This window comes from Amycolatopsis sp. NPDC114478, from assembly GCF_055633805.1.
Genome location: NZ_JBVKDO010000002.1, coordinates 721,289 through 743,342, shown reverse-complemented (window position 1 = coordinate 743,342; position 22,054 = coordinate 721,289). Strand labels below are relative to the sequence as shown.

Annotated in this window: 19 protein-coding genes; 10 read left to right on the top strand and 9 right to left on the bottom strand. The window is 72.3% G+C overall.

Going from position 1 to position 22,054, the window contains the following annotated elements:
* The first annotated feature begins 5 nt into the window (after positions 1 to 5).
* Together ACZ7OH_RS08105 and ACZ7OH_RS08100 are read left to right on the top strand one after the other, a co-directional pair.
* On the top strand, positions 6 to 1,427 hold the full coding sequence (locus ACZ7OH_RS08105) for an arabinose isomerase (protein ID WP_470280187.1): 1,422 nt from the start codon (positions 6 to 8) through the stop codon (positions 1,425 to 1,427).
* Positions 1,428 to 1,432: 5 nt separating this feature from the next.
* The gene (locus tag ACZ7OH_RS08100; RefSeq protein ID WP_470280322.1) at positions 1,433 to 2,818 is read left to right on the top strand and encodes a rhamnulokinase; all 1,386 of its coding nucleotides are present in this window, start codon (positions 1,433 to 1,435) and stop codon (positions 2,816 to 2,818) included.
* 13 nt (positions 2,819 to 2,831) lie between these two features.
* On the opposite strand, the gene ACZ7OH_RS08095 is transcribed toward ACZ7OH_RS08100, so the two are convergent.
* The 4 genes from ACZ7OH_RS08095 to ACZ7OH_RS08080 all read right to left on the bottom strand — a co-directional run bounded on the left by ACZ7OH_RS08095 (position 2,832) and on the right by ACZ7OH_RS08080 (position 5,576).
* Positions 2,832 to 3,428: a mycothiol-dependent nitroreductase Rv2466c family protein gene (locus tag ACZ7OH_RS08095; RefSeq protein ID WP_470280186.1), complete on the bottom strand. Its 597-nt coding sequence runs from the start codon at positions 3,426 to 3,428 to the stop codon at positions 2,832 to 2,834.
* A 66-nt stretch (positions 3,429 to 3,494) separates the two neighbouring features.
* Positions 3,495 to 4,103, bottom strand: a complete 609-nt coding sequence (locus ACZ7OH_RS08090; RefSeq protein ID WP_400906679.1) for a response regulator transcription factor — start codon at positions 4,101 to 4,103, stop codon at positions 3,495 to 3,497.
* Complete coding sequence (locus ACZ7OH_RS08085; protein ID WP_470280185.1) at positions 4,100 to 5,176, bottom strand: sensor histidine kinase; 1,077 nt, start codon at positions 5,174 to 5,176, stop codon at positions 4,100 to 4,102. The genes ACZ7OH_RS08090 and ACZ7OH_RS08085 overlap by 4 nt, the downstream gene beginning before the upstream one ends.
* A gap of 10 nt (positions 5,177 to 5,186) precedes the next feature.
* Positions 5,187 to 5,576, bottom strand: a complete 390-nt coding sequence (locus ACZ7OH_RS08080; RefSeq protein WP_400906683.1) for a hypothetical protein — start codon at positions 5,574 to 5,576, stop codon at positions 5,187 to 5,189.
* Positions 5,577 to 5,697: 121 nt separating this feature from the next.
* Here ACZ7OH_RS08080 and ACZ7OH_RS08075 point away from each other — a divergent pair, with 121 nt between their 5' ends.
* Together ACZ7OH_RS08075 and ACZ7OH_RS08070 are read left to right on the top strand one after the other, a co-directional pair.
* Positions 5,698 to 6,738: a LacI family DNA-binding transcriptional regulator gene (locus ACZ7OH_RS08075; protein ID WP_400906685.1), complete on the top strand. Its 1,041-nt coding sequence runs from the start codon at positions 5,698 to 5,700 to the stop codon at positions 6,736 to 6,738.
* A 205-nt stretch (positions 6,739 to 6,943) separates the two neighbouring features.
* Positions 6,944 to 10,153 (top strand): TIM-barrel domain-containing protein, encoded by a 3,210-nt coding sequence (locus ACZ7OH_RS08070; RefSeq protein WP_470280184.1) that lies wholly within the window; start codon positions 6,944 to 6,946, stop codon positions 10,151 to 10,153.
* Between the two features lie 187 nt (positions 10,154 to 10,340).
* On the opposite strand, the gene ACZ7OH_RS08065 is transcribed toward ACZ7OH_RS08070, so the two are convergent.
* Both ACZ7OH_RS08065 and ACZ7OH_RS08060 read right to left on the bottom strand, forming a co-directional pair.
* Entirely contained in the window at positions 10,341 to 10,874 is a 534-nt protein-coding gene (locus ACZ7OH_RS08065; protein ID WP_470280183.1) for a DUF305 domain-containing protein, read from the bottom strand.
* Positions 10,871 to 11,803 (bottom strand): DUF1996 domain-containing protein, encoded by a 933-nt coding sequence (locus ACZ7OH_RS08060; protein ID WP_470280182.1) that lies wholly within the window; start codon positions 11,801 to 11,803, stop codon positions 10,871 to 10,873. The genes ACZ7OH_RS08065 and ACZ7OH_RS08060 overlap by 4 nt, the downstream gene beginning before the upstream one ends.
* A gap of 214 nt (positions 11,804 to 12,017) precedes the next feature.
* Between ACZ7OH_RS08060 and ACZ7OH_RS08055 the strand changes: the two genes are divergently transcribed.
* The 5 genes from ACZ7OH_RS08055 to ACZ7OH_RS08035 all read left to right on the top strand — a co-directional run bounded on the left by ACZ7OH_RS08055 (position 12,018) and on the right by ACZ7OH_RS08035 (position 18,541).
* Positions 12,018 to 14,150 carry a discoidin domain-containing protein gene (locus ACZ7OH_RS08055; protein WP_470280181.1) on the top strand — a complete coding sequence of 711 codons (2,133 nt, stop codon included), beginning with the start codon at positions 12,018 to 12,020 and terminating at the stop codon, positions 14,148 to 14,150.
* Between the two features lie 981 nt (positions 14,151 to 15,131).
* Positions 15,132 to 16,184, top strand: a complete 1,053-nt coding sequence (locus tag ACZ7OH_RS08050) for a hypothetical protein (protein ID WP_470280180.1) — start codon at positions 15,132 to 15,134, stop codon at positions 16,182 to 16,184.
* Between the two features lie 214 nt (positions 16,185 to 16,398).
* Entirely contained in the window at positions 16,399 to 16,833 is a 435-nt protein-coding gene (locus ACZ7OH_RS08045; protein WP_470280179.1) for an XRE family transcriptional regulator, read from the top strand.
* 19 nt (positions 16,834 to 16,852) lie between these two features.
* Positions 16,853 to 17,443: a hypothetical protein gene (locus tag ACZ7OH_RS08040; protein ID WP_470280178.1), complete on the top strand. Its 591-nt coding sequence runs from the start codon at positions 16,853 to 16,855 to the stop codon at positions 17,441 to 17,443.
* A 9-nt stretch (positions 17,444 to 17,452) separates the two neighbouring features.
* Complete coding sequence (locus ACZ7OH_RS08035; protein WP_470280177.1) at positions 17,453 to 18,541, top strand: hypothetical protein; 1,089 nt, start codon at positions 17,453 to 17,455, stop codon at positions 18,539 to 18,541.
* 24 nt (positions 18,542 to 18,565) lie between these two features.
* Here ACZ7OH_RS08035 and ACZ7OH_RS08030 read toward each other — a convergent pair whose 3' ends face one another.
* Positions 18,566 to 19,078: a 2'-5' RNA ligase family protein gene (locus ACZ7OH_RS08030; RefSeq protein WP_470280176.1), complete on the bottom strand. Its 513-nt coding sequence runs from the start codon at positions 19,076 to 19,078 to the stop codon at positions 18,566 to 18,568.
* Between the two features lie 166 nt (positions 19,079 to 19,244).
* A complete protein-coding gene (locus ACZ7OH_RS08025; protein WP_470280175.1) occupies positions 19,245 to 19,664 on the bottom strand; it encodes a hypothetical protein in 420 nt (139 codons plus the stop codon).
* Between the two features lie 155 nt (positions 19,665 to 19,819).
* On the opposite strand from ACZ7OH_RS08025, the gene dinB reads away from it, so the two are divergent.
* Complete coding sequence (gene dinB / locus ACZ7OH_RS08020; protein ID WP_470280174.1) at positions 19,820 to 21,013, top strand: DNA polymerase IV; 1,194 nt, start codon at positions 19,820 to 19,822, stop codon at positions 21,011 to 21,013.
* 14 nt (positions 21,014 to 21,027) lie between these two features.
* On the opposite strand, the gene ACZ7OH_RS08015 is transcribed toward dinB, so the two are convergent.
* Positions 21,028 to 21,927: a class I SAM-dependent methyltransferase gene (locus tag ACZ7OH_RS08015; protein WP_470280173.1), complete on the bottom strand. Its 900-nt coding sequence runs from the start codon at positions 21,925 to 21,927 to the stop codon at positions 21,028 to 21,030.
* Positions 21,928 to 22,054: the final 127 nt, after the last annotated feature.

Here is a 22,054-nt window from a genome sequence, read left to right as displayed (position 1 = left end):
CTCCGATGACCCTCGACCGCATCACGCCGCGCAAGACCCGCGTCGGGCTCGTCTCCGGCGGCCTCGGTGCGTACTGGCCGCAGTTCCCTTCGTTGTTGCCGCAGCTGGAGGCCTCCGCCCGGCGCGTCGCCGAACGACTGTCCGGAATGGACTGCGAGGTCGTCGACGCCGGGTTCGTCTCCGACGCTGGCGAAGGGGCGGCCGCGGCGGAGAAGCTGCGGGTGGCCGGCTGCGACCTGATCATCGGGTTCCTCACGACGTACCTGACGTCCAGCATGCTGGCGCCGGTCGCGCAGCGCTCGGGCGCGCCGGTGCTGCTGCTCAACCTGCAGCCGACCGAGGCGATGGACCACGAGTCCTTCGACACCGGCGCGTGGCTGGCCTACTGCGGGGCCTGCCCGCTGCCGGAGATGGCCAACGCGTTCCGCCGCGTCGGGGTCGAGTTCCGCTCGGTGTCCGGGTACCTCGAGGACCCGCGGGCGTGGACGCGGATCGAACGCTGGATCAAGGCGGCCGGTGTCCGGGCGGCGCTGCGGCACGGCCGCCACGGCCTGCTCGGAAACCTCTACCCGGGCATGATGGACGTCTCCACGGACCCGACGCTGGTGTCCGGCCAGCTCGGCGGCCACGTCGAGATCCTGGAGATCGACGACCTGCGGGTGCGCGTCGAGAAGGTCACCGACGACGAGACCGCAGCGCGGGTCGCCCTCGCCCGTGAAGTGTTCACTGTGGACGAGTCCGTAGTGGACGAAGACTTCGCCTGGGGCGCCCGGGTTTCGGTGGCCCTCGACCGGCTGGTAGAAGACTTTTCGCTCGACTCGCTGGCCTACTACCACCGCGGCCTCGACGGCGAGACGCACGAGCGCGTCGGCGCCGGGTTCATCCTCGGCGCGTCCCTGCTCACCGCGCGCGGCATCCCGGCCGTGGGCGAGTACGAGCTGCGGACGTCCCTGGCCATGCTGGTCATGGACCGGCTCGGCGCGGGCGGCTCCTTCACCGAGCTGCAGGCGCTGAACTTCCGCGACAACGTGGTCGAGATGGGCCACGACGGCCCGGCGCACCTCGGCATCAGCGCGCGCAAGCCGCTGCTGCGCGGCCTCGGCGTCTACCACGGCAAGCGCGGCTGGGGTGTGTCGGTGGAGTTCGACGTCAAGCACGGCCCGGTGACGCTGTGCGGGCTCGGGCAGCGCCGCGATGGGACGTTCACGCTCATCGCGTCCGAGGGCACGGTCGTGCCCGGGCCGCTGCTGCGGATCGGCAACACGACCTCGCGCGTCGACTTCGGCTGCGACCCGGGGGAGTGGACCGACGCGTGGTCGGCCAGCGGCATCGCGCACCACTGGGCCCTCGGCACCGGCCACCGCACCGGCGAGCTGGCGGCCGTCGCGGACCTGCTCGGCCTGGAGCTGACCGTGGTGAACCCGTGACGCGGGTGGCGGCCGTCGACCTGGGCGCGTCCAGCGGGCGCGTGATGGCCGGCACGGTGGGGCCGTCGGTCCTGGCCGTCGAGGAGGTGCGGCGGTTCCCGAACGGCGGGATCCAGGCGGGTCCGGTGCTGTACTGGGACGTCCTGGGCCTGTACCGCGAAACCCTCGCCGGGATCCGGGAAGCCGGCGCTCTCGATGGTGTCGGCATCGACTCGTGGGCCGTCGACTACGGGCTGCTCGACGAGCGGGGCGCGTTGCTCGGCAACCCCGTCCACTACCGCGATCCGCGCACCGACGGGATCACCGTGCCGGTACCCGACCGGGAGCTCTACGACGTCACCGGGCTGCAGCGACTGCCGTTCAACACGCTGTACCAGCTGGTGGCCGAAGGCGACCGGCTCGACGCCGCCGCGACCATGCTGCTCATCCCGGACCTGCTGAACTACTGGCTGACGGGGGAGATCGGGGCGGAACGCACGAACGCGTCGACCACGCAGCTCTACGACGTGCGCGCGCGGACCTGGGCTCTTTCGCTGGCGTCGCAGGTCGGGATCCCGCCGCGGCTGCTGCCGCCGTTGCGGGACCCGGGCACGGTCGTGGGGAAGGCGCGCGAACTGGCCGGCGTACCTGTGGTCGCCGTCGGCTCGCACGACACGGCGTCCGCGGTGGTCGCCGTGCCGGCGTCGCCCGGGACGAACTTCGCGTACATCTCGTCAGGCACGTGGTCCCTGGCGGGCCTGGAGCTGCCGGCGCCGGAGCTGAGCGACGCGGCGCTGGCCGCGAACTTCACGAACGAGGGCGGCGTCGATGGCACCATTCGCTTCCTGCGCAACGTGATGGGCCTGTGGGTGCTGTCGGAGACGCTGCGGACTTGGTCCACTTCGGACCTGCCGGGCCTGCTCACGGCGGCGGCCGCCGCGCCCGCGCTGGCGGCGGTGGTGGACATCGACGCGCCGGAGTTCCTGCCACCGGGCGACATGCCGTCCCGGATCGCGGCCGCCTGCGCGGCGACCGGCCAGCAGCCGCCCTCTTCGCGAGGCGCGGTGGTCCGGTGCATCCTGGACAGCCTGGCACTGGCGTACCGGCGCACGCTCCGGACGGCGGCTTCGATCACGGGCCGCCCGATCGACGTGGTCCACATCGTGGGCGGCGGCGCGCGCAACGAACTGCTGTGCCGGGTGACGGCGGACGCGTGCGAGGTCCCGGTCCTGGCGGGCCCGGTCGAGGCGGCGGCGCTGGGCAACGTGCTGGTCCAGGCCCGCGCACTGGGGGAGGACCTGCCGGACCTGGCGTCGATGCGGGCCCTGGTCCGCGAGACCCAGGAAGTCCGCCGCTACGAGCCGGCCGGCACCGGTGACTGGGCCGCGGCGGAAGCCCGGCTGCGGTGCTGATCCTCCGCAACGCCTAGCTCGTCACTGGACGGCCGCGGCCCCGCTTCAGCTCGAAGAACCCGGGCGTGCCGGTCACGAGCAGCACCCCGTCCCACAGCCGCCCGGCCTCCTCGCCGCGCGGGACCGGGCTGACGACCGGGCCGAAGAACGCGTTGCCGTCCACGTGCAGCGCCGGGACGCCGAGGTCCTCGCCGATCGGGTCGAGCGCCGCGCGGTTGCCGGCGCGCAGGTCCGCGTCGAGGTCGGGCGACTCGGCGGCGTCCGCCAGCGACGTCGGCAGGTCCACCGACGTCAGCGCGGCGACGATCGTTTCGCGCGAGACCGGCTCCTTGTCGCGGTGGAAGCGCGTGCCGAGCGCGGTGTAGAGGTCGCGCAGCACCTCGTTCCCGTGCGCGCGCTCGGCGGCCAGCGCCACGCGCGCGGGGCCCCAGCGCTCGTCGAGCCAGCCGCGGTACCAGTCGTCCACCTCCCGCCCTTCGTTGTGCAGCGACAGGCTGAACACGTGGAACCGCGTCCGCACCTCGCGGACGCCCTCCACCTCCAGCAGCCACCGGGAGGCGATCCACGCCCACGGGCACACCGGGTCGAACCACAGGTCAACGGTTTTCACAGAGCCAACCTAGGGCGAGGAACGGCCCGGCAGAAGATCCAATTCCGGGAGACCGGACCGGGCCAATCAGAGCCAGCCGCGCTCGTCGGCGATCCGCACCGCCTCGACGCGGTTGCGCGCGCCGGTCTTGGTGATTGCCGCCGAGACGTAGTTGCGCACCGTGCCTTCGGACAGGTAGAGCCGCGACGCGATCTCGGCGACCGTGGCGCCGGTGCGAGCGGTGATGAGCACGTCCCGTTCCCGCGCGGTCAGCGGCGACTCGCCCGCGGCGAGCGTGGCGACCGCGAGTGCCGGGTCCACCACGCGCTCACCGGCCCGAACGCGGCGGATCGCGTCGGCGAGGACGTCGGCCGGGGCGTCCTTGACCACGAACCCGGCCGCGCCCGCGTCCATCGCCCGGCGCAGGTACCCCGCGCGGCCGAACGTCGTGAGCATGACGACGCGGCAGTCCGGCACCTGCGCGGCGAGCACCGCCGCGGCGGCGAGCCCGTCCAGGCCCGGCATTTCGATGTCCAGCAGGGCGACGTCGGGCCGGTGCTCGCGCGCCGCGTCGACGACTTCGTCGCCGCGGCCCACGGAGGCGACCACCTCGAAGTCGTCCTCGAGCGCGAGCAGGGCGCACAGTGCCTGGCGGACCAGCTCCTGGTCGTCGGCGAGCAGCAGGCGGATGGTCACACCGTCACCCGCAGCCGCCAGCCGCGCGGCCGCACCGGCCCGGCCCGGAACTGCCCGCCGGCGGCGCGGACGCGTTCGCGGAGCCCGGCCAGCCCCGAGCCTTCGTCGGGGGAGCCGCCCACGCCGTCGTCCACGACCTCCACAGTGGACTCCGAGAGGGTGACCGTGCAGCGGGTCGCGCGCGCGTGCCGGGCGACGTTGGTCAGGCCCTCCCGCACGACCCAGCCGAACAACTCCTGGTGCGCCGGGCCCACGACGTCGGTCGCGGTCGGCAGGTCGGCGGCGACGCCGCACGCGCGCAGCAGCTCGCGGCCGCGGGCGAGCTCGCCGGCAAGGGTGACCTCGCGGTAGCCGGACACCGCCGCGCGGACGTCGGTCAGCGCCTGGCGGGCAAGGGTTTCGACGGCGGTCATCTCCTCGCCCGCGCGGGCGGTGTCGGCGTCCACGAGCCGGCGGGCCAGGGTGCTCTTGACGGTGATCGCGGTCAGCGAGTGGCCCAGCAGGTCGTGCAGGTCGCGGGCGATGCGGGTGCGTTCGGCTTCCGACGCCAGCCGCGCGACCTCGGCGCGTGCCTCGACGAGGGCGGCGTTGGCGCGCACTGCCTCGGCGAAGGCGTAGACGACCAGCACGGTGAAGACGAGCGCGACGGCCTGCGTCCACCCCGGGCCGTCCCACAGCACCCACGGGACCACCAGCGCCGCGACCGCGGCGACGACGACGAGCGCGCCGGAGTAGCGCGGCAGCCGCGGCACGGCCAGCGACACGACGACGGTCGCGAGGAAGAAGGCTTCGGCGTGGGCGAAGGGGAGCGCGGCGGCGAACAGGACGGCCAATACCCCCAGCAGTGGCCAGAACCGGCGCGCCGCCCGCTGCGCCGCGGCACGCGCCGCGAGGACGTAGCAGCCGGCGAAGACCAGGACGACCGCGCAGCCGGCGACCGCGGCGCGGCCCCTCGAGTGCTCCAGCACGCCGGGCACGGTCACGGCCGGGTAGACGAGCATGCCCGCGTCGAGCACCATCACCCGCCAGCCGCGCACCCAGCGCTGCACGTCGGCCGGTTCCGTCCTGTCCACGACCGGCACGCTACCGCGCCCGCGCGCGCCGGCCGTTGACGAGCACCGTGACACCGAGCAGCAGCAGCCCGCAGACGGCCTGCTCGATCCGCAGCCAGACCGGGAACAACCCCGGCAGGGCGACGATCACGACGATCGCCACGAGCATCACCGCGGCGACGATCCGCAGTCTCAGCAGTCCCTTCCGCGACCCGCGGGCCGCGCTGCGGGCGAAGGCGAACGTCAGCAGCGAACTGGCGACGACGAGGGTGGCGCGCACCCAGACCGCGTCGGTCACCATCGCGTGGTCGTTCCGGAAGAGCACGATCACGACGAGCGTGAGGACGCTGAGCGCGGCGTAGCCGCCGGTGAGCAGGAGGACGGGCCGGAAGCCGGTCTCGGTTCGAGAGGTGGTGGTCATGCCGGAAATGCTCGTCTCGCGGGGGTATTCGGGGGCAGTGCCGTCCCACACCGGCCGTCCATGACATTTGTCATCGGCGCGGGACTGGGAGAGCGCTCTCACAGCGTGCTACAAAGAAGGGGTGACGACGCACCCGCCCTCGGCGCCGCCGACCCTGGAGGACGTCGCGCGGGTCGCCGGCGTCTCGCGGGCCACGGTGTCCCGCGTGGTCAACAGCGTGCGCAACGTCGATCCGAAGCTGCGGGAGACCGTCGAGCGCGCGATCGCCGCCACCGGGTACGTGCCCAACCGCGCGGCCAGGTCGCTGGTCACGCGCCGCACGGGCGGGGTCGCGCTGGTGGTGTCCGAGCCGGAACGGCACATCGAAGCCTTCGGCGGGGTGTTCGGCGACCCGTTCTTCGGCCGGGTGGTCGAAGGGGTGGTCGCGCACCTGCGCCCGCAGGGGCTGCACCCGCTGCTGATGCTCGTCGACAGCGACGAAGAGCGGGAGAAGCTCGTCCCGAAGCTGCGGCAGGAGCAGGTGAGCGGGGTGCTGCTCATCTCGCTGCACCCGGCGGAGGACCCGCTGCCGCGGATGCTGACCGACGCGGGGGTCCCGACGGCGTTGTTCGCGCGCCCGGGCCGGCCGGCGCCGGTGAGCTACGTCGACGTCGCCCACCAGGACGGCGCCCGCTTGGCCGCGGACCGGCTGGTGTCCCGCGGGTGCCACCGCGTCGCCACGATCGCGGGCCCGGCGGGGACACCGGCCGGCCAGGACCGGCTGGCCGGGTTCCGCGACGCGATGGCCCGCCACGGCCACGCGTACGTGGCGGTCGCCGAGGGCGACTTCACCGAGCACGGCGGCGAGCGCGCCATGGAGCGGCTGCTGGCCGAGGAACCGGGGCTGGACGGGCTGTTCGTGGCCAACGACCTGATGGCGTACGGCGCGTTGACGGTGCTGCGCGAAGCGGGCCGGCGAGTACCGGACGACGTGGCGGTGATCGGCTTCGACGACAGCCGGGTGGCGCTGAGCTGCCGGCCGAGGCTGACGACGGTCCGCCAGCCGGTCGAGGAGATGGGCGCGGCGATGGCCCGGATGGTCCTGGAGCGCATGGCCGACCCGGCGCGGCGCGCGGAGTCGGTGATCTTCGACCCGGAGCTGGTGATCCGCGACTCGGCTTGAGCCAACGTGATCCACCCCGTACCACCCTCACTACCGGTTCGCTCCGATGCTCCGCCCGCGTGGCCTGCCGGGCACCGACTCCGGCCTGTCCGGACAGTTCCGCTCACCGGTCTGGACACGCGACCACTCGTTGTGCTCAGATCGAACCGCCTTTTCCAACGTTGTAAAACTGGCTGGGTCCCTCTGACCGGAACGGAGTTCCGCCGTGCGGACGAGAGCAGTGCAAATCCTCCACCTAGCGAGCGCGCTGGCGGTGGCGGCGGCGGTCGTCACCGTCGCGGCACCCGCCGATGCCGGGCCGGCCGCGCGCCAGACCGTCACCGCCGGGAACGCGCGCTTCCAGGTGCTGTCCCCGACCCTGATCCGCACGGAGTACGCGGGCGACGGCCGGTTCACCGACGCCGCCACCTTCAACGCGGTCGGCCGCGGCTCGTTCACGCCGCCGCCGTTCACCTCCACGACGTCGAACGGCGTGCTGACCATCCGCACGAGCGCGACGACCCTGACCTACAAGCTGGACTCCGGCCCGTTCGACTCCGGCAACCTCCAGATCCGCACCACGGCCGGCGCGGCGGTGACCGCGGCGCCCTGGCACCACCTGACCTGCGCGACCGGCGCGCTCTGCGAGGCCGAAGACCTGACGGCCGACGGCCTGGGCGTCGCCACCGACCACACCGGCTACACCGGCGAGGGCTTCCTGGCGGGCTTCGAAAGCACCGGGACCTCGGCCACCGCCGACGTCTCGGCCGCCGCGGCCGGGACGTACAACCTCACCGCCCGCTACGCCAACGGCACCGGCGGGGACGGCCAGCACGTCACGCGCACGCTGAGCGTATCCGTCGACGGCGGGGCGGCGCAGAAGCTCACCCTTCCCACCACGGCCGACTGGGACAGCTGGGCCACCGCTTCGGTGCCGCTGACCCTCAGCGCCGGACGCCACAGCGTCCGCCTCGAGCGCACCGCGACCGACTCCGGCAACGTCAACCTCGACGCCCTCGCGGTGCTGTCCGCCGGGGCGCCCTTCCCGCCGTCGTCGGCCCGCGCCTTCACCGGCTGCGCCCTGGACGTCAGCTGTGAAGCCGAATCCGGCCTCCGCACCGGCTCGGCCGTCGTCGCGACCGACCACGCCGGGTACGCCGGACGCGGGTTCGTCGCCGAGCTGAACCGCGGCTCGTCGCTGACCCACCGCGTCGTCGAGGTCCCCGCCGCCGGCACTTACCAGCTGGACGTCCGGTACGCCAACGGCACCGGCGGCGACGGCCTGCACCAGACGCGGACCGCGACCGTCGGCTCGGCCGGCGTGACGCGCACGCTGTCGATGCCGGCCACCGCGAACTGGGACACCTGGGGGACCGCGTCGGTCCCGGTCGACCTGCGCGCGGGCACGAACGACGTCGTCCTCGGCTGCCCGGACGACACGAGCTGCCACGTCAACCTCGACACCGTCGCGGTGACGCGCACCGGAGCCGCCATCCCGCAGCCGCACCTCACCCTCGGCGGCTACCGGCGCGGCCTCGACGGCGTCAACGGCGACAACGGCACGCCGTCGCTCACCGAAGGCCTCCTGCACACCGACGGCTGGTACCTGCTCGACGACAGCCCGTCCGCGCTGTACGACACCGCCACCGAGAAGGTGACGCCGCGGCCGTCGCACGGCGGGAACCCCTACCAGGACGGCTACGCCTTCACCTTCGGCCACGACTACAAGGCCGGGCTGCGGGACCTGGCGACCCTGACCGGGCCGTCGGAGCTGCTGCCGCGCTGGGCATACGGCATCTGGTACTCCGAGTACATCGACCGCACCGCGGCCGACTACCGCGACAAGATCCTGCCGCGCTTCCGCAGCGAGGGCGTCCCGCTGGACGTCCTGGTGACCGACACCGACTTCAAGGCGCCGGACACGTGGAACGGCTGGCAGTTCGACACGAACAAGTTCCCGGACCCGACGGCGTTCTTCGCCTGGTCGCACTCGCAGGGCCTGCACAACACGCTGAACATCCACCCGAGCATCATGGGTTCGGACCCGCAGTTCGCCCGCGCGCAGGCGACGGCGAAGGGCAAGCTGGCGAAGTCCAACTGCGGCACGGACTGCTACACCTTCGACTGGGGCGACCCCGACCAGCTGAAGGCGTACCTGGACCTGCACGGCCAGATGACGAGCCAGGGCAACGACTTCTGGTGGCTCGACTGGTGCTGCGACGGCTCGAAGTCCAGCCTGCAGGGCGTCACGCCGGACTCGTTCATCAACCAGAAGTACGCCGACCTGTCCGCGCCGGCGATCGGGCGGGGCTTCGCGACTTCGCGGGCGTACGGCTCGCTCCAGGCCGGCGGCTACGGCGGCCCGGTCGGGCTGTCGACGGGCCCGTGGGCCGACAAGCGCAGCACCGTCCACTTCACCGGGGACACCTCCTCGACGTGGGGCACGCTGCGGATGGAGGTCGGGATCACCCCGGCCGAGTCGGCGGCGACGGGCCTGTCGCCGATCAGCCACGACATCGGCGGCCACAACGACACGACCGGGTTGCCCGGCAGCGAGACCTACACCTCGGGCGGACAGCAGTACCAGACGCACAAGCTGCCCGACGACCTGTACGCGCGCTGGGTCCAGCTCGGCACGTTCCAGCCGATCGACCGGCTGCACAGCAACCACAGCGACCGGCTGCCGTGGCAGTACGGCGACGCGGCGAAGGCGTCGGCGACGAAGTTCCTGAACCTGCGCGAGAACCTGGTGCCCTACACCTACACGCTGGCCCAGCAGGCGGCGACGACGGGCGTCCCGGTCGTGCGGCCGACGTACGTGGAGTACCCGGACGACCCGGCGGCGTACGCGGCGGCGTCGAGCGAGTACTTCTACGGGCCGGACATGCTGGTGGCGCCGGTGACGTCCCCGGGCACGTCGGCGACGACGTCGGTCTGGTTCCCGCCGGGGCAGTGGACGGACTACTTCAGTGGCCAGGTCTACCAGGGCGGGAGCACCCAGCAGGTGACCTCCGACCTCGGGACGATGCCGGTGTTCGTCCGCGCGGGCGGCATCACGGTGACCCGCACGGCGGACGTGACCAACGACGTCCAGAACCCGCTGGACCGCGCGACGGTCACGGTGGCGCCCGGGGCGTCGGGTTCGTTCTCGCTGTACGAGGACGACGGGAGTTCGTCGAAGCACAGCTCGACGACCTGCATCACGTACACGGAGCGGCGCGGCGCCCACACGGTGACGGTCGAGCCGTCCCGGGGCCGGTCCCAGTTCGCTTCGCGTGAGTGGACGGTGAAGTTCCTCGGCGTGACGTCGGCGCCGTCGCGGGTCCGGGTCGGCGAGGGCTGGGCGCCTTCGCAGAGCTGGAAGTGGGACGCGGCGACGCACACCTTGACGGTCACGGCCCACGGCGGGAAGGGCCCGGTGACGGTCACGTACTGAGAGCTGCCGGCGGGCGGAGCCGGTGAATGCCGTCGGGGTCACCACGTGGGGTGGTGACCCCGACGGCGCCGGCTCGGCCACCTGTGGGGGTGGCCTCCACGACCCGGTCCGCCGGGCCAGGTCGTCGCTTTCTCCCGACCGAATGGCCCGCCGAAGTCCTCGGCGGGCCATTCGCGTTCAGCATCGGTCAGGCTGTCGTCGCCAGTACTTGCTCCTGTCGCGCGCCGTCGGCGCCGACCTCGCCCGCGAGCCGCCTCGTTTCGGCGTCCGCGCCGGAGGTCTGTTCGCCCTTGGCCAGCACCACCAGTTGCGCCGCGTGAGCCCGCAGCAACGCGACGAGCCGCTGGTCGAAGTCCGCACCGCTTCCGGTGCGCAACGCCACCAGGTCCGCCTCGGTGACCATGCCCGGCATCTTGTGTCCACTATGGACGTCAGCGGCGGGCAGCCTGGCCCGGTCGCGGGCCGACCTCAGCCGCGTCAACAGCCGTTCCGACGGTGCCGCGACCGCGTCCGCGGCCGCGCGCACCGCCGGGCTGGCCGCGTGCGACGGCGCCAGCCGGGCGGCCGCCAGCGCGTTCTCGGTCATCGGCACCACCAGCTGCAGCCACGCCACATCGGTCGGGTTGAAGGGCGAGGCGGCGGGGGTGGGGGCGGGGCCGGTGGTGGCGCAACCGCCCATGATCAGCGCCACCACCGCCGCCCCCAGGAACGGCCGTCTCACGGACGGCCGGGCAGCCGGTAGTTCGGCCCGAGCACCGAGCCGCGGTCCGGCTTGTAGAGGTCGAACCCGCGCGGGTCGCACTGCAGGCCGCCGTTGATGCAGTGCGTCACCAGCGCCGCCAGCGTCTCGGGGTCCCACGCGTTGAAGAAGTCGTAGTGCCACGAGTACCCGCGCCCGCTGGCCAGGTGCACGCCGGACATGTCCCCGCTGACCGGGAACGCCATCTTGAACTCGAGCATCGGCACCGGCACCGGGTGGTCGGCCGGGCACGTCAGCGTCGTCCGGTCCGGGTACGCCATGTGGCTCTTGTGGTCGGCCGAGTCCAGGTGGACGCCGTCCCAGCAGCTCGGCGCCTGGTAGCGGATGTTGAGCTGGCTGCCGGCCACGCACTGCACGGGGATGTCCCAGTTGTGGAAGCTGTCCCCGCACTCCCAGCCCTCGATCGCGCCGGGCGCGTGCTGGAAGTCGTCCTGCGTCGCCGTGACGCTCCCGGCGACGTACCGCAGGCCGGGCGGGAACGGCACGACCTTCGTGTAGTCGAGGATGCCGGACTTGTAGTAGACGACCTGCGCGAAGTTCGGCAGCACCACCTGGTTCCCGTTGTAGACCGTCGGGAACCAGTACGCCGAAAGGTCGTCCGGCGCCAGGCATGTCGTGTTGCCGACGCCCGCGCCCTGCAGCGACTGCAGGGTGGTCGCCGCGTTGGTGGTCTTGTTGCCGAGGAACGTGTGGTCGTGCGACGCGCCGGGCAGCCCGGGGAAGACGATCGGGTCGTCCGGCTGGTGGTGGCTGGGGGAGCAGTTGACCTGGAACTCGTGGTGGGTCACCAGGTCGTCCGCTCCGGCGGGCGACCAGGTGGCCGTGGTCAGGAAGGCGCCTGCCAGCACGGTGGCGGCGGTGCAGGCGAGGAGCGCGATTTTCGGTGCCAAGGGTCCTCCACGGTGAGGTGCCAAGGATGGGAGAGCGCTCTCCCACAGCATGCGCACCCGGCCGCGGCCCTGTCAAGGAGCACCCGGATCGGCCGTCGGACAGTCATGGTCGGGTTCGCGGGCGAATCTTGACAACGCGGGGGCGCGTGCCGAACCATCGAGCGCGGCGGAGAGCGCTCTCCAATCTCTGTTCCCCTGTCGTACGGGAGTCATCGTGGACCGACCGTCGTTCCTCCGTGCCGTCCCGGCGCTGGTGGCCCTGCTCTTGCTGGGGCTGCTCGCCGGCCCCGCCCCGGCGCACGCCGCCACGCTCCTTTCCCAGGGCAGACCCGCGACGGCGTCGAGCAGCGAAGGCGCGGGAACCCCCGCGTCGGCGGCCGTCGACGGCGACGCCGGCACCCGCTGGGCCAGCGCCTGGAGCGACCCGCAGTGGCTGGAGGTCGACCTCGGCGCGCCCGCCGACATCAGCCAGGTGACCCTGAACTGGGAAGCCGCCTACGCGACCGCATACGAAATCCAGGTTTCGGACAACGCCGCGACTTGGCAGACTGTATACAGTACGACGACCGCGACCGGCGGCGTCGAGAACCTCGCCGTCACCGGCCACGGCCGTTACGTCCGCTTCTACGGCACCCACCGCGTCGGCGGCTACGGCTACTCGCTGTGGGAATTCCAGGTCAGCGGCACCCCGGGCACGTCGTCCCCGGGCGGCCCCGGCGTCACGAAGGTAACCGGCAGCCAGGGCAACTGGCAGCTGAGCGTCGACGGCCAGCCGTGGATCGTGAAGGGCCTCACTTGGGGTCCGCCGGTGAGCGAAGCGTCGGCGCGGATGCCGGAGCTGCACTCGATCGGCGTCAACACCGTCCGCACCTGGGGCACCGACGGCAGCAGCCAGCCGCTGTTCGACGCCGCCGCAGCCAACGGGATCAAGGTGGTCGCCGGCTTCTGGCTGCAACCCGGCGGCGGCCCGGGCAGCGGCGGCTGCATCGACTACACCACCGACACGAACTACAAGAACACGATGCTCGCCGAGATCCAGAAGTGGGTCACCGCGTACAAAGCGAACCCCGGCGTGCTGATGTGGAACGTCGGCAACGAGTCGATCCTCGGGATGCAGAACTGCTACTCCGGCACGCTGCTGGAGCAGAACCGGATCGCCTACACGCGCTTCGTCGACCAGGCCGCGCAGGCGATCCACGCGATCGACGCGAACCACCCGGTCACCTCGACCGACGCCTGGACCGGCGCGTGGCCGTACTACAAGGCGTACGCGCCGAACCTCGACCTCTACTCCGTGAACTCCTACGCCCAGGTCTGCCAGGTTAAGCAGGACTGGCTCGCGGGCGGCTACACCAAGCCGTACATCATCACCGAAACCGGCCCGGCCGGCGAGTGGGAAGTCCCGAACGACGTCAACGGCGTGCCCACGGAACCGACCGACCAGCAGAAGCGCGACGGCTACGTCAACGCCTGGAACTGCGTGCTGGCGCACCCGGGCGTGGCGCTCGGCGCGACGCTGTTCCACTACGGCACCGAGGGCGACTTCGGCGGCGTCTGGTTCAACATCACCACGGGCAACGAGAAGCGGCTCTCGTGGTACGCCGTCCGGAAGCTCTACAGTGGACAGACGGGCGGGAACACGCCGCCGGTGATCTCGTCGATGAACCTCAGCCGCGTCACCGACGTCCCGGCCGGCTCGACGTTCACCGTTACGGCGAACGTGTCCGATCCGGACGGTGACCCGATCACCTACACCATGGGCTACAACAGCAAGTACATCAACGGCGCCGCCGGCCTGATCCCGGCGCAGTTCACCGGGAGCGGCCCGTTCACCGTCACCGCGCCGCAGCAGCTGGGCGTCTGGAAGATCTACCTCTACGCCCGGGACGGCCACGGCAACGTCGGCATCGAGACGCGGTCGCTGCGCGTGGTCGCCCCGCCGGTGCCGGGCACGAACCTGGCCCGCGGCAAGGCGACCACGGCGTCGACCTACCAGGCCGACGGCCCCGGCGCGCCCTATCCGCCGCAGGCCGCCACGGACGGCGACACCGCGACGCGCTGGGCGAGCGCGTGGGCCGATCCGCAGTGGCTGCAGGTGGACCTGGGCAGCCGGCAGGCGTTCGACCACGTCCAGCTGATCTGGGAAGCCGCCTTCGGGAAGGCCTACGAGATCCAGGTCAGCGACGACGCGGCGAACTGGCGGACGGTCTACGCGACGACGTCCGGCGACGGCGGCGCCGACGACCTCGCGATCGCCGACACCGCCCGGTACGTCCGGATGTCCGCAACCCAGCGCGGCAGCGCGTACGGCTATTCGCTGTACGAGTTCGGCGTCTACCGCCGGTGAGTCACGCGGGGATCAGACAGAAGAGGTGACCTTCGGGGTCGGCGAGCACCACCCAGCCGGCGCCACCAAGCCGGGCTTGGTGGCGCCGGGCTGGACGGTGTCGTCGTCCTCGTAGGTCACCTCCAGGCCGAGGGCTTTGGCGTAGAAGGCGGCGAGGGCGGCCGGGAGGACGGCGGTGGTGAGTTCCGCGGGCGTTTCCCGACTCCTTTCGTTCGGTGGTCACCCTTCCGGGTGCGCCGGGCCGCGGTCTCGGCGTCGACGCGCGGCTCGACCTGGCCCACCGCCGGGTGGTGACGTCGACGGCGGACCCGGACTACGCGCTGGCGGAGGGCCTGCTGGAACTGGTGGGCCGCGCGATCACCCAGAAGGCGTCGGCGCCGACCCCCGCCTCCGGCGGCCGGGGTGACGACGGCGCGTTGGTATCGCGCGCCCGAGAAGCGATCGCTTCCGATGATCCTTCCGCGGTGGGATTGTTTCCGCTGGCCGAATTGCTGGGAGTTTCGCCGTATCGGTTGAGCCGAGCTTTCCCGCGTGAGATCGGGGTTTCGCTGACGCGCTACCGGAATCGGGTCCGCGTCGGCCGGGCGCTCGATCGCTTGGAGGCAGGGGACGGGGGAGGGGGAGCTGGCCAGGTTGGCGGCGGAGCTGGGTTTCGCGGACGAGGCCCATTTGACAAGGACGGTCCGCGAGCACACAGGAGCGACACCAGCCGCCCTGTGGCGGTTGCTGGCGTGGGAGCGGAAAGGAGATGCCCAGCCGGCCTGATGGCCCGCCTGCTCACGCGAGGTGCCCGCGCCGCAGGTGCGAGGGCACGCGAGTCGCGCAGGTCGCCCGGCAGCTCGCGCGCAATGGCTCTCCAGCCGCGCGAGGGGCTCGGCCCGATTCCCTCTCCCGCGTCCAGCCGCCGTCGGCCGAAGTTCCTTGCCACGGCGGTACTTTTACCGGTCCACCCCACCTTCGCGGCCCCCTACGCTCCCGGCCATGGCGGACACGACGACCCGAGTGGTCCCGCTCTCCCGCGCCCGCCGTTGGACCTGGGTCCTCGTCGCACTCGCGCTCGGCTTCGCCGCCTGGCACGGTTACGGCATCACCGTCGCACCCCAACGGCCCTTCTTCTGGATCGGGGTGGCGCTCGACCTCCTCGTCGCCGTCGTCGCCTGGCTGCTCGGGCGCACCTGGCCATCCGAGGCGACCTTCGGCCCCGATGGCCTCGCCTTCGACCGGACCCCGGTCCCGTACGCCGCGATCACCGACGTCCGGCGCGGGGCTGTGTCGGCCAAGCCGTTCTGGCTCGCCTTCTGGCTGCCGACCTCGCTGATCGGTGGGCTGATCGTCGCGCTGCGGCCGTCCGGCGACTTCGATCGCGAGGTCGTCGAATTCCGCGCCGGCCAAGACCGGGTGCGCGCCCGCTGGCGCGACTACCGAACCGCCGAAACCTTCCTCGCCGCCCTGCGCGACAGGCGACCCGACCTCGAAGTCCGGCACGGCGTCGATCCCGCCGCCTACGCGCGCGACCACTCGCCCCGCCTCGGCGCCGGCGGCGGATTCCTCGCCTTCGGGCTCGGGATCTGGCTGTTCTTCGGCACCTGGTTCGGCCTTCAGCTGCTCGACCAGTCCCTCGACCGCGGCCCCTACCCACCCGGGCCGACGTCGGCGGCGATCAAGCAACTCACCGCCGGCCTGTCCGGCTTCGCGCCGCTCCCCGGCGTCGCCCGCGACTTCAGCGAATGGCCCTGCGACCGCGCCAACGACCTCATCCTCGGCCCGGACCCCGGCGCCGCCGACCTGCACCTCAAGCTGCAAGGCCGGTTCGCGCAGGCGGGCGCCGTGGAAGCGCGGCTGCGGCAGGCGGCGGGAATGGACCCGGACCAGTACCTCCAACGGCTCGGCCCGGACGACGTCGACTTCGAGGTCGACATCCCCGAGGACGACGACCTCTACATCGAGTTCTCCACCGGCTGCGTCGCCGACGACGCCGTGCCGGGACTGCGCGACGACCTCGCGAAGCTGGCCACGGCCATGGGCGCCGGCTGAGGCGGGGTGGCGCGACGGGAACAGGGTGGGGCGCGTGGCCACCCCCAGCGACCACGTGACGGCACCCCGCGGCCGCTGCGCCACCCCGGGGTCCGGTGTCCTGTTTTCAAAACACCGAACGGGAGTATCGTAGTCTTTCCGGGACAGGCTGTGTCAAGTTTTCGGAACAGCTAGGCTAACGGTTGTCACGTTTCCTGGCCGAAGGTGGTGTGTGGTGAGCGACGAGCGCAGTTTCGCGGAACGGCTGGGGCACTTGATCGCCACCGTGCACCCGCCGGACCGCAAGCCGTACTCCTACCGGGAGATCGCGCACGGCGTCGCGGAGCAGACCGGCGTGACGATGTCGGCGACGCACGTCCAGCAGCTCGCCGTCGGCGCGCGCAAGGACCCGAAGCGCTCGCACATCCAGGCCCTCGCGCAGTTCTTCGGCGTGCCGGTGACGTACTTCTTCGACGACGAGGTCGCCGGGCAGGTCGACCGTCAGGTCGAGGACGTCGTGGCGTGGCGCGACAGCGAGGCCCGCAACCTGGCTCAGCGCGCGATGCGGCTCTCGCCGCGCGACCGCGAAACCGTGACGGCGCTGCTCGACCAGCTGGCCGGCTACGACGAAACCCGGCATCGCGAGAGCCGGCGCCGGAAGCCGGAGTGACCGCGCGCGGTCGGCTACGATGACCTCGTCCGTGATCGCGCCCCGGTGCACCCGGCTGGCGCCCGGTGGCCGGGGAGGGCACATCGACGAGCGCGGCTTGACGGACCTCCGGGGCGCCGCCCGCGAGCGGGTGCGCGCGCTGCTCGCCGCCGTTCCGGTGCCGCGTCCGTGGTCGATGAACGCCTGGGTCGACCGCCTCGAGACGTGGCGCGGGCGCGAGATCGACCTCGTCCCGGTCGAATACCGGCCCGGCCGCCCGTCCGGCGCGTGGCAGGCCCGCCCGGACTACGACCTGATCGCGTACGTCGAGCACACGTCGGCGCTGCACCAGGACCACATCATCGCCCACGAGCTCGCCCACATGCTGTGCGCGCACACGGGCACCTGCCAGATGTCGGAGTCCGAAGCGGCGCAGCTGGCCCCGGACCTCGCCCCGCAGGCGCTGTCCCACCTGCTCACCCGCGTGACGACCGGCACCGACGAGTACGAGGCCGAGCTGATCGCCGTCCTGCTGATGAGCGCCGCGACGAGCGAGCCGCCCGCCGTTCAGCCGGGCGCGTCCGGCCGGGCGGCGGATCAGGCTAGGCGGCTGGCGGCACTCCTGGGATAGTGCCGTCTCGTGATCGACATTCTGTTCGTCGGGGTCGGGCTCTTCGCGTTGGCGGTCGGGATCTGGCGCGCGGTCCGCGCCCGGCGCACCGGCGCGGGGACCGGGCTGGCTGTCTCGCTCATCGCGCTGGGGGCGGCGTTCTGCTTCCTGTCCAACCGGGCGCAGCTGGTCGAGAGCGAGCTCTACCCGAGCCTCGGCCGGCTGCTGTCGAACCTCGCGACGATGGTCGCGGCGTACGGCATCGGCCTGACGGTCGCGGAGATCAGCGGAACCCGCGACCGCGGCGGCCGGCTCCGGCTGGGCGCGCTGGGCGTCGCGCTGGTCCTGCTGACGGCGATGTTCTTCAGCACGTCGGGGCTGCCGCGCGGCATCGGCGTGTTCGACGAGCTGTACCGCACGCACCCGACATTGGTCGTCTACGTCTTCGTGTACACGGTCTACCTCGGGTTCGCGGTGCTCGACATCGGCGTGGTGTCGGCGGTGACGATCCGCGCGAGCGGCGGCGCGCTGCGCGCGGGGTTGACGTTGTTGCTGCTGGCGTCGGCGTTCGCGGTCGCCTACCTCGCGGGCAAGGTCGTCGCGACGATCGGTGCTCTTCAGGCCGAGCATCCGGTGAAGGCGTTGTGCCGCGGGCCGTTCTCGACGCTGCCGTGCACGCTCGACGTCGGTTTCCCCGCGGTTTCGGTGCTGCTGATCGTGGTGGGGTTGACGATCCCGTCGGTGCCGGGGTTGGTGGCCGGTCGCCGCGACGCGAAGACGCTTCGCCTGCTTCGGCCGTTGCGGACGCATTTGACACGGCGGTTCCCGGAGATCGTCCGCATCGACCCGGGTGGGCCGTCGCGCCGGGAGCGGCTGTTGACGGCGATGAGCGAGACGAACGACGGGTTGATCCTGGCGAGGGTGACGCCGGAGCTGCCGGCCGCCGCGGCGGCGCGGTTGGTGCGTGACCTTCCGGACGAGCCGGGGGAGGAGGAGCCGCCGCCGGCCGCGGAGGCGGAGCCGTTCGCCGCTGACGTCGCGCGGTTGCGGGCGATCGCGCGGGCGTACCGGAAGCTGGACGGCGCGGCGGTCGATGGGGTGGCCAGCCCGGCGAGGTGAGTGGGCTGGACTACGTCGCGCCGCTCAGCGGCCGAACGGCGCTTCCAGCCGCGGCTCCCACCCACGCTCGGTCAACGCGACCAGCTGCAGCGCTTCGACCCGGCCGGTCACCGGCAACAGCGGCCGGACTTCGGTGGCCACCCGCGAGAGGGTCTCCTCCTCACCGCCCATCGCCACGGTCACGTGGGCGGGCGGGCGAGATCCGAACCGGCCACCGTAGGGCGGAACGTCCGGCCAGCGGTCACAAACCGCGTCGGTGATCCCCTGGAGCGACGGAGCCGGAAGCGCCAGGAACCCCGGCGCCACGAGAACCTCGGACAGCTCGACAGAGGCAGGCGAAACGCCGGCGGCAAGCGACCGAACGGCGGCCAGGACCTCATCGTTCAACGAGGCATCGGGAAGAAAGGGGTACAACGCGGTGACGTGAGCGGGCAAGCCGGGCCGGACCAGGCCGGGATCGACCCGTCGGGCCGCGTCGAGCGCGGGCTCGGCGGCGGGCAGCAGGATCACCAGCGCGGTGGTTCCGGGTTCGGGCACCCCAGCATCATGGCAGCCACGCGGCGGCAGTCAGCCGCGGCCTGGCAGCTCTCGCGGGGCCGACTATCCCGGCAACGACTTGCATAGCGGCACCCACGCGACGATCGCCCGCGGCATGGCGGCGGTCACGCGACCGTGGAGCCCGGCAACCGTCCTACAGCGGCATTCACGCGGCAGCGGACTCCGGGAACCGCCCCGAGCGGGCCAACGCCAAACTCCGCCGGCACAACTCCACCAACTCCAGGTTCGCCCGGCTCCGCGGGCTGCGACCGCACAGTCCGCAGTGGATCGCCACCTCGCCGGTCAGCTCGTCGACCGCCACCAGCGCCTGGTGGTCGCAGCGGCGGCACCAGCGGTACCCGATCGCCGGGTTCGTGTGGACCGGCGATGCCACGCAGTCGTGCAGCCAGCGGCGGTGCGTGCGGCACGTGACCCGGTCGGTCGGGTCGAGGCGGCCCGCGTCTTCGTCGCGGTCCTCACCGGCCAGCGTCGACGCCAGCAGCGGCTGTCTCACCGCCGCCGGGCGGTCGTCGGGATTCGGGCTGGCCCACGCGTGGTGGTCGCCGCATCGGCACTTCTCGGACATGTCGCCCCCAGTGGTCGGGTGAATCGATCCGTCGAGTGTGACCGGGGCAACAGCGGGGCGACAACCGGGAAAACGCTCAGTTTCGTCCAGCGGCAGGGGTTCCGCGGCGGACGGAACAGCGGACTTCAGCCCCCGCGTATGCGAACATATGTTCTATGACCGTCCCCGAGGGGCCCATCCTGCACGCCGACCTCGACTCGTTCTACGCGTCGGTCGAGCAACGCGACGACCCGGCGCTGAAGGGGCGCCCGGTGATCGTCGGCGGCGGGGTCGTCCTGGCCGCGAGTTACGAGGCCAAGGCCTATGGCGTGCGCACTGCGATGGGCGGCGCGCAGGCCCGGCGGCTGTGCCCGCACGCCGTCGTCGTGCCGCCGCGAATGTCGGCGTATTCGGCCGCGAGCAAGGTCGTCTTCGACGTCTTCCACGACACGACGCCGTGGGTGGAAGGCCTCTCGATCGACGAAGCCTTCCTCGACGTCGGGGGGTTGACCAGGATCGGCGGACGGCCCAGTCACATCGCCGAGCGGCTGCGCGCGACCGTCGCCGAGCGCGCCGGGCTGCCGATCACGGTAGGGGTCGCGCGGACGAAGTTCCTCGCCAAGGTCGCCAGCCGCGTCGCCAAGCCAGACGGCCTGCTCGTCGTCCCCCACGACGCGGAGCTCGAGTTCCTGCACCCGCTGCCGGTCGGCGCGCTGTGGGGGGTCGGCAAGGTCACCACCGAGAAGCTGCGCGCGCGGGGCATCACGACGGTCGGCCAGCTGGCCGCGTCCGAGCCGGTCGACCTGGTGAGCATGCTCGGCCGGGCGGCCGGCGGGCACCTGCACGACCTGGCGCACAACCGGGACCCGCGCCGTGTCGAGGTCGGCCGGCGGCGCCGGTCGATCGGCGCCCAGCGGGCCCTCGGCCGCGGCAGGCGGACGCCGGCGGAGCTCGACGTCGTGCTCGTGACGCTGATCGACCGGATCGCCCGCCGGCTGCGCGCCGCGCGCCGCGTCTGCCGGACGGTGACGATCCGCCTGCGCTTCGCCGATTTCACCAGGGTCACCCGCTCGCACACGCTCAACGACCCGACCGCGGGCACCGGCGAGCTGCTCGCCGCGGCGCGCGAGCTGCTCGTGGCGGCGTTGCCGATGATCTCCGACCGCGGCCTGACGCTGCTCGGCGCCGCGCTGTCCAACTTGGCCGACGAAGACCCGTTCCAGCTGGCGTTGCCGTTCGAGCGGCAGCGGGCGACCCAGCTCGACACGGCGCTGGACGCGGTGCGCGACCGCTTCGGCAAGGCGGCGGTCACCCGGGCGATCCTGCTCGGCCGCGCGGACGACCTCGAAGTGCCACTGCTGCCGGATTGACGGGCGGAATCCCGTCAGCTTCCGGCGGCCGTTTTTCCGGGCGGCCCGGGAATGCGGCCGTGGGCGAGTGCGGAAAGCGCGGCGGGACGCAGCGCGTCCGTGCGGTTCCACAGCTCCGCGGGGACGCTCTCGCGCTGGCCGGCCTGTTCGACGACTTCGAACCCGGCCTCACGCAGGAGATCGGCCACGGCCGCGGGGGAGAGGAACGTGCGCCACGGCTCGCCCTGTTCCGCCGCCACCGGGGCGACGGCTTCGGCGTAGCCGTTTCCGGCCGCGTCCCGCAGTTCCGCCGGAAGCAGGTGATCGGTCACGATTTCCGAGCCGGGTGCGAAACCGCCGAGATCCGTCAATGTGGTGAGAATCGCCTTCCGGGTCAGGTACATGGTGACACCGAGCCAGCTGACGAACACGGGGCGGAACGGGTCCAGTCCACTCTGGACGAGCCGTTCCCGGAGCGGATCGGCTTCGAAGTCGACCGGGACGAAGGTGACCGACGCGGGCACGGCGACGCCGGCGCGCTCGAGCAGTTCCCGTTTGCCGGCCTGGGTCGCCGGCCGGTCGACCTCGAACACCCGGAATCGGCCGGGTACGCTCCGATACGCGAACGAATCCAGCCCGGCGCCGAGAATCACATACTGGTCTATACCGGAATTGTCGCGGAGGAGCCGGTCTTCGGTGAACCGGCTGCGGCACGCCGCTTGGGCGCGGGCGCCGGCCAGCACGGGATGCGTGCCGTGGAGGTGGTGATAGGCCAGGAGTTCTTCGGCGTGTTCGCCGAGGAGCGGCGCGGCGAGGGGGTCGGAGAAGATGACGGGCGCGGCGTCGACGAGCAAATGTGCCGCGCGTGCGGCGGCCGCGGTGAAGGCGGTCCGGCTGATGCCGGGAGCAATACCGGGAAAGTCGGCGGTGGTCATGCGGCTACGGTACCGATTCGATTCCAAGCATATCACAAATACAAATCTTCGACAAGATGGCGCGCATTTCGGCTCGGTTGCGGTCACCCTGGACGCGGGCGACGCGGTCGCCCGGGCGGCCATTGTG

Excerpts from the sequence above, each read along its gene's own strand:
- ACZ7OH_RS08040 (WP_470280178.1), top strand. The coding sequence starts at position 16,853 with ATGACCTCGTCCGTGATCGCGCCCCGGTGCACCCGGCTGGCGCCCGGT.
- ACZ7OH_RS08050 (WP_470280180.1), top strand. The coding sequence starts at position 15,132 with ATGGCGGACACGACGACCCGAGTGGTCCCGCTCTCCCGCGCCCGCCGT.
- dinB (WP_470280174.1), top strand. The coding sequence starts at position 19,820 with ATGACCGTCCCCGAGGGGCCCATCCTGCACGCCGACCTCGACTCGTTC.
- ACZ7OH_RS08105 (WP_470280187.1), top strand. The coding sequence starts at position 6 with ATGACCCTCGACCGCATCACGCCGCGCAAGACCCGCGTCGGGCTCGTC.
- ACZ7OH_RS08080 (WP_400906683.1), bottom strand. The coding sequence starts at position 5,576 with ATGACCACCACCTCTCGAACCGAGACCGGCTTCCGGCCCGTCCTCCTG.
- ACZ7OH_RS08025 (WP_470280175.1), bottom strand. The coding sequence starts at position 19,664 with ATGTCCGAGAAGTGCCGATGCGGCGACCACCACGCGTGGGCCAGCCCG.
- ACZ7OH_RS08015 (WP_470280173.1), bottom strand. The coding sequence starts at position 21,927 with ATGACCACCGCCGACTTTCCCGGTATTGCTCCCGGCATCAGCCGGACC.